This window comes from Ottowia sp. (genome assembly GCF_035444425.1).
In the GTDB taxonomy this organism is placed as follows: domain Bacteria; phylum Pseudomonadota; class Gammaproteobacteria; order Burkholderiales; family Burkholderiaceae_C; genus Ottowia.
This window is the reverse complement of sequence record NZ_DAOMOQ010000062.1, coordinates 1-11,163: the sequence shown is the minus strand read 5'-3', so window position 1 is coordinate 11,163 and position 11,163 is coordinate 1. Positions and strand designations below refer to the sequence as shown.

The window sequence follows — 11,163 nt, the reverse complement described above, 5'->3', positions numbered from 1 at the left end:
AGGAGGATCGAACTCCCGACCTCCGCATTGCGAACGCGGCGCTCTCCCAGCTGAGCTACCCCCCCACGAGGTGCGCGTATTCTAGCGCTGCCTCAGCCCTCGGGTGTGAACAGGGTTTCCATCTGCCTGCGGATCTTGTACGCATGCGTGCCGGTGTCGATGGCGATATCGTCCCAGGTCAGGCATTGGCCTTTGGCGACCGGGCGCACCACTTTCACGTCATGCGCCAGGCCGAGCGGCAGGCCGCCCATGGCGACGGACCTGGATGCGGGCTGCAGCTTGCCCCAGACGGTGTAGCCGCCTTCGCCGTCGAGCAGTTCGCCGGGCTTGAGGTCGCGCTTGGCGGTGGCGACGACGTCCGCGTGCCAGCCGGTGGCCACGCCCGTCGGTTCGCCGCGCAGCGCGACGCTGGCCACGCTCATGCCGACTTCGAGGCCGATCAGGTGCCAGCGCTTGTAGAGCGTGAAGTAGCGCCCGCTGTCGTCGGTCTGGGCGTTGTATTCCTCGAAGCAGTGCTTGATGTAGTCGGTCTCGGCTTCGACGGTGACCCACACGCCCATGCGGATGTCGTAGTCGATCGGCGTGCCGTCCGGGCGCAGCGACGAGATCACCTCGACCATGCCCTTGCCCTCCAGCACGCCGCCTTCGCTGCGCGGGCGCGTTAGGTTGGGGATCTGGTCGATGCTGCCGGGCGGGTAGAGCAGACCACCCGACGGGACGGCGAGGCCGGTGGCGTTGGCGACAGCGGTGCTTTCGATCGAGGGCTTGCTGCCGTCGAGAAAGCTGTTGAACATCTTCGGATTCAGGCCGCCGCGCGTGGCCTGTTCCGGCGTCAGGCCGTAGTGGCCCCACACGGTTTCGGGCGTGCTGTCGCAGAAGTGCGGCAGCCACTTGTGGCCGCGCCCGGCGGCGACGACCGGGAAGCCGCAGGTGCGCGCCCAGTCGACCAGGTCGCAGATCAGCGCCGGCTGGTCGCCGAAGGCGAGTGAATAGACCACGCCCGCCTCTTGCGCGCGGCGCGCCAGCAGCGGGCCGCAGAACGCATCGGCCTCGACGGTGACGTTGACCACGTGCTTGCCCTCGGCGAAGGCTGCCAGGCAGTGGTCGACGGCGGCGATCGGGTGGCCGGTGCATTCGACGACGACGTCGATGGCCGGGTGGCGCACCAGCGCCTGCAAGTCGTCGCCGACGTGGGTGGTGCCGGTGCGGATGGCCTCGTCGATGGACGCGACGGCGGTCTGCGCGGCGGGCCAGCCGACGCGCGCCAGGTTCGTGCGTGCGCCCTCGGGCGACAGGTCGGCGATGCCCGCCAGCTGCACGCCGGGCGTGCGCGGCACCTGGGCCAGGTACATCGATCCGAACTTGCCGGCGCCGATCAGGCCGATGCGGATCGGGCGGCCTTCGGCGGCGCGCTGTTGTAGTTTGGAATAGAGGCTCATGGTGGGTTTCCGGTCGAGAAGGTCAGTCCATGCCGTTGCGCCGCGCCAGCTCGACGAACAGGCCGGAATGGTCGAGTCCGGCGTCGCCGTGCGCGATGGCGTCCGCGTACAGCTGCTCCAGCGCCGCCGTCACCGGCGCGGCGAAGCCCATGTCGGCGGCGGTTTCGAGCGCATTGCGCATGTCCTTGAGCTGTACCGCCATGCTGCCGCGCGGCGCGAAGTCGCGCTGGATCATGCGCTCGCCGTGCAGTTGCAGGATGCGGCTTTCGGCGAAGCCGCCGCCGATCGCCTCGCGCACCCGGGCCGGGTCGGCGCCGCCCTTCTGGCACAGCAGTAGCGCCTCGGCGACGGCGCCGATGGTGATGCCGACGATCATCTGGTTGGCCAGCTTGGCGAGCTGGCCGGCGCCGGCCGGGCCCACGTGGGTGGCGCGGCCGAGCACGGCGAACAGCGGCTGCGCGCGGGCGAAGTCCTCGGCCGAGCCGCCGGCCATGATGGCCAGCGTGCCGGCCTCGGCGCCGACGGTGCCGCCCGAGACCGGCGCGTCGAGTTGGCCCACGCCAAGTTCGGCCAGCCGCGCGGCGTGCTCGCGTGCCTCGCGTGGCTTGATCGAAGCCATGTCGAGAAACAGGCTGCCGGGTTGCATTGCAGCGGCGGCGCCCTGTTCGAACAGCACGCTGGCCACCACCGGGCCGTTTTCCAGCATGCTGATGAGCAGCGGGCTGGCCGCGGCGGCCTCGGCCGCGGTGGCATGTACGGTGGCGCCGTCGGCGGCCAGCGCCTGCGCCTTGTCGGCGCTGCGGTTCCACACGTGCACATCGAAGCCGGCCTGGCACAGCCGGCGCGCCATCGGCAGGCCCATGCGCCCGATGCCGAGCACGCTCACGCGGGTTCGAATGGTCATAGTGCGGCTTGCTTGCCCTGTGTTCTGATGGTTCAACGTCCGAAATCGGCCGGACGGGGCGCGGTCACGGTTTGCGACAATAGTGTCATATGGTCGTACCGATGATCTCTTCGCGCCGCGACGATGCGCCCGATGTCCAGTGGCTCGAGCGCATGTACAACAACCGCATGCGGGTGCCCGAGCACGGCGGGTATTTTGCCCGCTGGGCTGCGCAATCGGCGCTGGCGCGCAAGAGCCTGCCGTGCGAGCTCGACGTGGCCTACGGCCCGGCGCCGCGCGAGAGGCTCGACGCCTTCCCTGCGCCCGCCGGCCGGCGCGGCGCGCGGGCGCCGCTGGTGGTGTTCATCCACGGCGGCTACTGGAAGGCGATGGACAAGTCGCAGCACAGCTTCATCGCGCCGCTGCTGCACGACGCCGGTGCGGCGGTGGTGGTGCCGACCTACATGCTGTGCCCGCGCGCCAGCATTCCCGAGATCACCCTGCAGATGCTGCGCGCCGTGGCCTGGAGCTGGCGCAACGCGCGCCGGCTGGGCGCCGACCCGGCGCGCATCAGCGTGATCGGCCATTCGGCCGGCGGCCAGCTGGCGGCGATGATGCTGGCCTGCGCCTGGAACGTGTTCGATCCCGAACTGCCGCCCGATCTGGTGCAGCGTGCCATGGGCCTGTCCGGCCTGTACGACCTGGCGCCGCTGATGCACACGCCAAGCCTGCAGGAAGCACTGCGGCTGACGCCGGCGCAGGTGCGCCAGGCCAGCCCGGCGCGCCTGCCGGCCCTGCACGCCGGGCGTCTGACCGCGCTGGTGGGCGGCGATGAAAGCGGCGAATACCTGCGCCAGAACCGGCTGATCCAGCAGGCCTGGGGCCGCGAGCGCGTGCCGGTGGCGACGGCGCTGCCGGGGTTGAACCACTTCAGCATCCTGGATGCGCTGGCAACCAAGGGGCACCGCGTGCATCGGCTGGCGCTGGAACTGATGCGCTGACTGCGCTGGCCGGCAGAATCGACCACATGAACAAGCCCGTGGCAACACCATCCGACGTGCTGGAATTCTGGTTCGGCGCCTATCCGCTGGACCTGCAGGTGATGCAGCAGGAGCAGGCGCGCTGGTTCCAGAAGAACGAGGCCTTCGATGCCGAGTTGCGCGACCGCTTCCTGCCCACCATCGAGGCCGCGCGTGCCGGCCACCTGGACCAGTGGGCGCAAGATCCGGCAAGCTGGCTGGCGTTGCTGATCGTGCTGGACCAGTTTCCGCGCAACGCGTTTCGCGGCCAGCCCGACGCCTTTGCCAGCGATGCGCAGGCCCTGCGCGTGGCGCTGGCCGGCATCGAGCGCGGCCACGACAAGGCACTGCCGCCGATGGCGCGCGTGTTCTGCTACCTGCCGCTGGAGCACGCCGAGGACCTGGCCATGCAGCGGCGCAGCGTGGCGCTGTTCAGTGCCCTGGTCGAGGCGCCGGATGCCGAGCCGGCCGACTTCCTGGCCGTCACGCTGGACTTCGCGCACAAGCACCTGGAGGTGATCGAGCGCTTCGGGCGCTTTCCGCACCGCAACGCGGTCCTCGGGCGCGTCAATACGGCGGCGGAACAAGACTACCTGGCGCAGCCCGGCGCGGGGTTCTGAGAGGCGCTTGATGGTGCCGTGGTGAACTCCCTCCCCCGTTGGGGGAGGGCAGGGGTGGGGGCCAGCGGTGCGCCCATCGTCAAACCGGTCAGCCCCCATCCCGGCCTTCCCCCAGCGGGGGAAGGCGCACAGCGGCACACCCGGCCGCTGGTTCCGAACTCAGTCGACCTGCTCGAAATCGATGAAACCGCGCTCGACGTTGGTCGACAGCAGCCGCGCGCGCACCTTGTCGCCGACCTGTACGTCGCGGCTGGGCAGCAGCTTGCCTTCGGCCGGCGGCTCGAAGATGCGCACCCAGGTGTTGCCCTTGGATTCGCCGGTCACCACGCCGTCGAACTGCTCGCCGATGCGCGATTCGAGCAGCATCGCCGCTTCCGACTTGCGCATCTGGCGCTCGACCTTGTTGGCGGCGTCTTCCTGCCGGGTGCAGTGGTTGGCCAGGAACTCCAGCTCGGTGTGCGAGTAGGGTGACTTCACCTCGGCCAGCGCGGCCTTGATGAGCCGGCTGGTGATCAGGTCGGGGTAGCGGCGGTTCGGCGCCGTGCTGTGCGAGTAGTCGCGCACCGCCAGCCCGAAGTGGCCGATCTGCGGGCCGCCCGGGCGCTCGACCACGTACTCGCCGCGTCCCATCAGCTTGACGATCACCAGCGACAGGTCGGGAAAGCGCAACGGGTCGCGCCGGCGCTGGCGGGCCAGGAACTGCTCCAGCGCGGTCGAGCTGGGATCGGGCGGCAGCGTCTCGCCGTATTCGGCCGCCACCTGCACGATGCGCGCCCAGCGCTCGGGCGAGCGCACCACGCGGCGGATCGAGGGCCGGCGCTTGCCGGCCAGAAAGCGCGCCGTCACGCCGTTGGTGGCGACCATGAATTCCTCGATGATCTGGCGTGCGCGGTTCTGCTCCTGCTGGCGGATCGCGACCACCTTGTCGTCCTCGAATTCGGCCTTGGGCTGGAAGGTCTGGAAGTCCAGTGCGCCCTGCTCGCGCCGGTTGGCGCGCAGCTGCTGCGCCACCGAATCCTGCGTGCGCAACTGCTGGTCCATGCCCGGGACGCGGTCGGCCGCTTCAGGCAGCGGGCCGTCGCCGGTCAGCCAGGCCGAGACCGCGTCGTAGGCCAGTTGCGCCTTGTTGTGCACGTGCGCCCGCCGGATGGTGCTGCGTGCCAGCGTGCCGTCGGGCTGGAACACCATCTCGGTCACGGTGGCCACGCGCACCTGGTTCGGGTTCAGCGAGGTGTAGTCGGTCGACAGCTGCTCCGGCAGCATCGGGAAGATGCGCGCCGAGGTGTAGACGCTGGTGGTGTTGATCTGGGCGTGGCGGTCGATCGGCGAATCCTTGCCGACCAGGGTGTCGACGTCGGCGATCGCCACCATGATGCGCACCGAACCGTCCTGAAGCACCTCGCTCACCGTGAGCTGGTCGAGGTCGCGCGAATCGTCGTTGTCGATCGAGCACCACAGCAGGCCGGTCAGGTCGACGATGCCGGCACCGTCTTCCTCGCTCGGGCCGTCGATGTCATCGAGCTGCCGCTTGACGGCGGCGCTGAATTCGGGCTCCAGCCCGCGCTCGCGCATGGCGATCACGGCCAGGTCGGCCAGTTCTTCTCTCTGGTGGGCGTGCAGGCGCTGGTTCATGCTGTTGCTGGCGTGTCGTGAATCAGCCGGCGGGAGCCGGTGCTCAGGCCATCATAGCCAGCGCCATGGGCAGCGCCTGTCGGCGGAAACCGCCAATCGGCAGGCCTCGGCCATGCCGCCAGGGCAGGCGTGGCCGGTGAGGTGGCTTGCCGTGCCAGCCTCAGTGCGGCAGCGTGTAGAGCGGGATGTCGTGCTCGACCGCCAGTTCATCGAGCTGGCTGCAGGTCTTGCCGAGCACCCAGGTGGCGATGGCCTGGTGCGACTGCGGGGCGAACGGCGCCCGCACGTCCGGTGGCGGCAGGCCGGCAACCGCGAACAGCGCGCGGGCGAAATGCGGCTCGAGCGCGGCCATGGCGACGCGCCCATCCCGGCATGGGTAGACGCGGTAGCCGGCGTGCGCGCCCCCGACCGCGCCGCTGGGCAGCGTCAGGCCCCAGGTGCGCGGCAGCGCCAGCCACTGCGCGGCGTCGGCCAGGGCCACCTGCCGGCGCTTGCCCTTGCCGATGACGCGCGACTGCAGGACGCAGGCGAGTACCGCTTCGGACGCCATCAGCGCGCCCGCCATGTCGGCTAGCAGGGTGGGCGGCAGCTCGGTGCCGATGACCAGGCCGGCTTCGGCCAGGTAGGTCAGGTCGTGGCCCGGCTCCTCGGCGCGCTCGCCGAGGGCGCCGACGATCTGCACCACCGACAGCTGCGGGTAGCTGCGGTGCAGGCGCCGCCAGCCGAGGCCCAGCTTGGCCAGCGCCGAGGGGCGGAACGAGGTCAGCAGCACGTCGGCCACGGCGAGTTCCTTGGCCAGCTGGGCCCGACCCTGCTCATCCTTCAGGTTCAGCGTCACGATGCGGATGCCCTCGTGCATCACCGTGTAGGCGCCGACGTCGTACTGGCCCATCGGGTCACCCGGGATCGGCCGGCCGGCGGCCGTGGTGCCGGGCCCCGGCGGCTCCACCTTGAGGCAGCGCGCGCCCAGCTCGCGCAGGCGCATCAGCGCCGCCGGACCGGGCAGGTTGAGCGCCAGGCTGACGATGCGCACGCCGCGCAGGGGCAGCGAACGGGAACGGGAAGGCGAGGTGGTGGCCATGCGGAGATCCTGTCAATGGCGGCGGCGGTGCGATGCGTGGCGTCAGAAGCTGCGGGTCAGCCCGCCATCCAGGCGCAGATTCTGCCCGGTCATGTAGGCGCCCTCGTCGGAGGCCAGCCAGGCGATCAGCGACGAGACTTCCTCCGTGCGCCCGTAGCGGCCCATCGGGATGCGCGCGCGGCGTTCGTCCTTCTCGGGCAGGCTGTCGATGAAGCCGGGCAGCACGTTGTTGATGCGGATGCCGTCGGGAGCGTACTGGTCGGCGTACAGCTTGGTGAAGGCCGCCAGCGCGGCGCGGAACACGGCCGAGGTGGGGAACACCGGGTCCGGCTCGACGGCGGCGAAGCTGGAGATGTTGATGATCGCGCCAGCCTGCTGCCGCTGCATCACCGGCGTGACGAGCCGCGTCGGCCGGATCACGTTCAGCAGGTACACGTCCATGCCGGTGTGCCAGGCCTCGTCGCCGATGGCCAGCAGTTCGCCCTTGGGCCCGTGGCCGGCCGAGTTGACCAGCACGTCGATGCGGCCCCAGCGCTCGAGCGCGCCATCGACCAGGCGCTGCACGTCGTCGGTGACCAGGTTGGAGCCGGTGACGCCGAAGCCGCCGAGCTCCTGTCCCAGCGCCTCGCCTTTGCCGGATGACGACAGCACGCCGACGCGAAAGCCGTCGCGCGCCAGCCGGCGCGCGGCATCGGCGCCCATGCCGCTGCCACCGGCGGTGATCAGGGCGACTTTCTGTGGGCTCATGGCGTGCTGCTCCTCGGGCGGACTGAAGAAGCAGGCATGTTAACGGGGCCGCGTGTCATCACTCGCCCATGCCGCCTGAATGACGAACGCGCAAGCAGCGTGGCTTGATGCCTGGAGCTCCCCGATGCACGCCACCGGCTCGGGTGATGCGCCGACTTCATGCATACTCGGACAGCCGTCGGACGGGCCGGAGTTGCTGGGGAAACAGCGTTGTGCCTGGGGACAAACAAGAAGCCCGCGCATCGGCTGAACCGTGCGGACTTTAAGATGGTGCCGGGTGCGCGCCGCCTACCACCGCGCCACCTACAACGCCGAACGCGCCCGCCTGATGCAGTGGTGGGCCGATCTGCTCGACCACCGCCGCACCGGCGGCAATGTCATCCCAATGGCCCAGCGCAGCGCCTGAAGGCGAGGCATACGCCTGCACCAGCGCCCGAAAGGGCGCTTTTTTGTTCCTGTGAGCGTTTGGGACGGCCTAGAAAACGCAAAAGCACTGCAGACATGTGGACAGATAGCACTACAGCAAGCATCCATGCGGGTTAGCGCCCGATTCGGTAGTGCAGACAAAGTGCAGACAAACTGAAGACAGAGTGAAGACACTCACTCATTGATAGATTGATCCTTCCTCTCTTTCCTGTACTGATTCACCCTCACACGTACTGATGTGGAAACGAGCGCGAGAGGTTTGCCCTTGGCGCACGCCCTCACACCACATACACTCCCGCTGGGATTAGGCCAAATTGAAGTAGCCCCCTGAATCTCCGGACACATGTTCTGTCTTAACCTAAGAGGTAGGCAAAGAGCTGTGTCTATGACTAGTCCGAAGAGCAAAGAAGTCGAAGTGTTGGCCGTCCAGCGCCGCAGGCGGTGGACGGCCTCCGAGAAGCTGTCGATGGTGCGCCAGACGTACGAGCCTGGGATGTCGGTGTCGCTCGTGGCGCGACAGCATGGCGTGAACCCGAACCAGTTGTTCCACTGGCGCAGGCTCGAGAAGGACGGTGCGCTCGCGGCCGTAGGTTCGGGCGTATCGGTGGTTCCTGCGACCGAGCTGGAAGCGGCACGGCGACAGATCCGCGAGCTGCAGCGGCTGCTCGGCAAGAAGACGCTCGAGGCCGAGATTCTGAAGGAGGCAGTCGAGCTCGCTCGCGACCGAAAGTGGATTGCGCGCTCGCCATTGCTGCCCGGGGACGACCGTTGAAGACGGTGTGCGAAGTCCTGGGCGTAGCGCGCTCGAACGCGGCACAACGGGCCAAGAGAACAAGCACCTGGCGCGACCGGCGTCGCGACCGTCGATCGACCGACGACGCGGCCTTGCTCATCGAGCTGAAGACCGAGATCACCGAACTGGCCTCGTACGGGTATCGCCGCGCGTGCGCGCTGGTGAACCGTCGACGCGATGCCGCCGGACTGCGCAGGGCGAACCACAAGCGGGTCTACCGGGTGATGCGCGAGCACGGCCTGCTGCTTCAACGGCACACCGGTCGGCCGCCCGACACACGCAGCCACGACGGTCGGATCGCCGTCGATCGCAGAAACGTGCGCTGGTGCTCGGATAGCTTCGAGATCGGTTGTGAGAACAGCGAACGGGTCAGGATCGCGTTCGCGCTCGACTGCTGCGACCGCGAGGCGATGAGCTGGGTCGCGAGCACCGGCGGAATCGACGGCAACATGGTGCGCGATCTGATGGTCGAGGCGATCGAAGCGCGCTTTGGCGCCGACGGCCCTCACCAGCCGATCGAATGGCTGACCGATAACGGCTCGCCCTACGTTGCCAAGGACACGCGCCGGTTCGCGCGCGAGATCGGCCTGGTGCCGCTGACGACCGCGATCAACAGCCCGCAGTCCAACGGCATGGCCGAGAGCTTCGTGAAGACCTTCAAGCGCGACTACGCAGCGCGGATGGAACGCACCGACGCGGCGACGGTGATGCGTCAGTTGCACGCCGCCTTCGAGCACTACAACGAGGTTCATCCCCATCGCGCCCTTAGAATGCTCTCGCCGAGAATGTTCCGTCGGCGCGAAATGCAGTTAGCTGTGCCCGCATGTCCGGAGATATAGGGGCAACTCCACAAATCCCCAGCGACCCGCAAGGTTGCTGAAGGTGCGGACCGTCGTAGACGGGTAGCCGGCAACCACCGCTTGGAGTCACACCGGCGTCTCGGATAGTGACCAACTAAGCGCTGGACCGGTCCGGCGCGACGGTTCAAGCCGATGCCGTTGTCGATTCGCGGTAACGCAGCGGCGGCGCTAGCCAGGGCGCCATACAAGTCCTAGGGATGTTTAACCGCGTCCCAGCGCTGGGGCCAGTTCATCCGGAAATACGCGATGAAATCGACCCTAAAGGTGGATGTGAAGTTTGACGTAGCGGCGACCCTCTGGGCGCTTGCCTTCATCATCTTCATCTTCGTGACCTAACGAACGGCCGGGGGCTTGTCCCCCGGCCAATCGTTGAAGCTCTTGACGCTCCTGCGGTCCTTCCATCACAATCCCGGGCAACCCCTGACCGGGGCCGGTGCTTGAAAACACCTTCATCAAACAGCGGTGCGAGCCCCCCGAGAGCGGGCTTTCGTCACGTCTGGACATTGGCCAAGCTGCGCCGCGCAGCGGGCCGCCGTTTCGGGCGGGATGGGGCTCTCCGTAAGGCCGCCCGCACGTCTGTTTGCGTGTTTTCAACATCCCGTCCACCCAGCTCGCGTGAAAACGGGCTGAGTGGGTTTGAAATCTCAAACAGGAGATTGACCCATGGCAACAGCCACCACCGCCGCACCAGCGGCACCCCTGGCCCGACCGGGCCGCGCGCTCGATCCGATCCAGCGGCAGGCCGCGCTTGAAAACGCGTTGAGCCTCGCGCTCTACTTCGTCCGCCAGGACGCCACCCCTCAAAATCTGTGAGCCGCCACCGCCCGCACCAATCGCGCGCTCACGCTGCTCAAGCAGGCCAGCGCAGAGCTGCGGAGGGGCTGAGCCATGCACGTCGCCCAATCCACCCCGAAGCCCCGTAAGGCCCCGCTGCGCCGCCTGGCGGCGCCGGATCGGCCGCTGCCGGCCTACAACCTGGCCGATGGGGCGTGCAGCTTCCGCCACGCACTCACCGCCCGCGAGCGCACTGCACTGGATCGCGCGCTCGACATCGTTGGCCGCGCGCTCACCGATAAGCACGCCGCCCTCGATAACCCTGCTGCGGTCAAGACCTACCTGCGCCTGCAGCTCGCCGGCGAAACGTCGGAGCACTTCGGCGTGCTGTTCCTGGACAGCCAGCACCGCGGGATTGCCTTCGAGCGCATGTTCACCGGCACCTTGACGCAGACCAGCGTGCACCCGCGTGAAGTGGTGCTTGCGGCGCTGCGCCACTTCGCGGCAGCCGTAGTCCTGGCGCACAACCACCCCAGCGGTAACACCCAGCCCAGCCGCGCCGACGAAGTCATCACGGCGACGCTCAAGACCGCGCTGGCGCTGGTCGACGTACGCGTGATCGATCACATCATCGTCGCGCCAGGCGAGGCGCTGAGCATGGCTGAAAAGGGGTTGGTGTAGCGCAATTGGGTGCGAGATGAAGGATCCAGAACCGAGAAAGCAGGTCATAACTGATTGGCTACGAGCGACGGGGTATGAGCACCTCAAGGCGGGCCTGGTCGGCTATATCCGCCAGCAATAAGAGCCTAGCCGCGCCATGCAGCAACGCAAGCGTGAATCGCCTCGGGTTTTCTAGACACCTCTGAGCCTCAAACCTGAGGCCCAATAG

The 11,163-nt window shown here is 68.2% G+C and carries 10 protein-coding genes and 1 pseudogene; 6 read left to right on the top strand and 5 right to left on the bottom strand.

Features of this window, described 5'->3' with window-relative positions; translation table 11 throughout:
- Positions 1 to 92: 92 nt before the first annotated feature.
- Both PK606_RS15240 and PK606_RS15235 read right to left on the bottom strand, forming a co-directional pair.
- The gene (locus PK606_RS15240; protein ID WP_324565175.1) at positions 93 to 1,439 is read right to left on the bottom strand and encodes an NAD(P)H-dependent oxidoreductase; all 1,347 of its coding nucleotides are present in this window, start codon (positions 1,437 to 1,439) and stop codon (positions 93 to 95) included.
- Positions 1,440 to 1,461: 22 nt separating this feature from the next.
- Positions 1,462 to 2,343: an NAD(P)-dependent oxidoreductase gene (locus PK606_RS15235; protein WP_324565174.1), complete on the bottom strand. Its 882-nt coding sequence runs from the start codon at positions 2,341 to 2,343 to the stop codon at positions 1,462 to 1,464.
- A 101-nt stretch (positions 2,344 to 2,444) separates the two neighbouring features.
- Between PK606_RS15235 and PK606_RS15230 the strand changes: the two genes are divergently transcribed.
- Together PK606_RS15230 and PK606_RS15225 are read left to right on the top strand one after the other, a co-directional pair.
- Positions 2,445 to 3,323, top strand: a complete 879-nt coding sequence (locus PK606_RS15230) for an alpha/beta hydrolase (protein WP_324565173.1) — start codon at positions 2,445 to 2,447, stop codon at positions 3,321 to 3,323.
- 26 nt (positions 3,324 to 3,349) lie between these two features.
- Complete coding sequence (locus PK606_RS15225) at positions 3,350 to 3,961, top strand: DUF924 family protein (protein WP_324565171.1); 612 nt, start codon at positions 3,350 to 3,352, stop codon at positions 3,959 to 3,961.
- A 159-nt stretch (positions 3,962 to 4,120) separates the two neighbouring features.
- On the opposite strand, the gene PK606_RS15220 is transcribed toward PK606_RS15225, so the two are convergent.
- From PK606_RS15220 to PK606_RS15210, 3 genes are all read right to left on the bottom strand, one after another.
- The gene (locus tag PK606_RS15220; RefSeq protein WP_324565170.1) at positions 4,121 to 5,593 is read right to left on the bottom strand and encodes an RNB domain-containing ribonuclease; all 1,473 of its coding nucleotides are present in this window, start codon (positions 5,591 to 5,593) and stop codon (positions 4,121 to 4,123) included.
- Positions 5,594 to 5,753: 160 nt separating this feature from the next.
- Entirely contained in the window at positions 5,754 to 6,674 is a 921-nt protein-coding gene (locus PK606_RS15215) for a CoA transferase (RefSeq protein WP_324565169.1), read from the bottom strand.
- A gap of 42 nt (positions 6,675 to 6,716) precedes the next feature.
- Positions 6,717 to 7,421: an SDR family oxidoreductase gene (locus tag PK606_RS15210; RefSeq protein WP_324565167.1), complete on the bottom strand. Its 705-nt coding sequence runs from the start codon at positions 7,419 to 7,421 to the stop codon at positions 6,717 to 6,719.
- A gap of 277 nt (positions 7,422 to 7,698) precedes the next feature.
- Between PK606_RS15210 and PK606_RS15205 the strand changes: the two genes are divergently transcribed.
- The 4 genes and pseudogenes from PK606_RS15205 to PK606_RS15190 form a co-directional block, all read left to right on the top strand.
- Positions 7,699 to 7,827, top strand: coding sequence for a hypothetical protein (locus PK606_RS15205; RefSeq protein WP_324565166.1), 129 nt, complete (start codon positions 7,699 to 7,701; stop codon positions 7,825 to 7,827).
- Between the two features lie 405 nt (positions 7,828 to 8,232).
- A protein-coding gene (locus PK606_RS15200; protein ID WP_324565164.1) for an IS3 family transposase occupies positions 8,233 to 9,479 on the top strand; the annotation gives its coding sequence in 2 pieces (ribosomal slippage) (positions 8,233 to 8,569 and positions 8,569 to 9,479; 1,248 coding nt in all).
- Between the two features lie 684 nt (positions 9,480 to 10,163).
- A complete protein-coding gene (locus tag PK606_RS15195; protein WP_324565163.1) occupies positions 10,164 to 10,313 on the top strand; it encodes a hypothetical protein in 150 nt (49 codons plus the stop codon).
- 276 nt (positions 10,314 to 10,589) lie between these two features.
- Positions 10,590 to 10,955: pseudogene (locus PK606_RS15190) on the top strand (JAB domain-containing protein); the annotation flags it as partial.
- Positions 10,956 to 11,163 lie beyond the last annotated feature (208 nt).

Bases quoted from the DNA above. Each gene is read 5' to 3' on its own strand.
- PK606_RS15240 (WP_324565175.1), bottom strand. From the start codon at position 1,439: ATGAGCCTCTATTCCAAACTACAACAGCGCGCCGCCGAAGGCCGCCCG.
- PK606_RS15235 (WP_324565174.1), bottom strand. From the start codon at position 2,343: ATGACCATTCGAACCCGCGTGAGCGTGCTCGGCATCGGGCGCATGGGC.
- PK606_RS15230 (WP_324565173.1), top strand. From the start codon at position 2,445: ATGATCTCTTCGCGCCGCGACGATGCGCCCGATGTCCAGTGGCTCGAG.
- PK606_RS15225 (WP_324565171.1), top strand. From the start codon at position 3,350: ATGAACAAGCCCGTGGCAACACCATCCGACGTGCTGGAATTCTGGTTC.
- PK606_RS15220 (WP_324565170.1), bottom strand. From the start codon at position 5,593: ATGAACCAGCGCCTGCACGCCCACCAGAGAGAAGAACTGGCCGACCTG.
- PK606_RS15215 (WP_324565169.1), bottom strand. From the start codon at position 6,674: ATGGCCACCACCTCGCCTTCCCGTTCCCGTTCGCTGCCCCTGCGCGGC.
- PK606_RS15210 (WP_324565167.1), bottom strand. From the start codon at position 7,421: ATGAGCCCACAGAAAGTCGCCCTGATCACCGCCGGTGGCAGCGGCATG.
- PK606_RS15195 (WP_324565163.1), top strand. From the start codon at position 10,164: ATGGCAACAGCCACCACCGCCGCACCAGCGGCACCCCTGGCCCGACCG.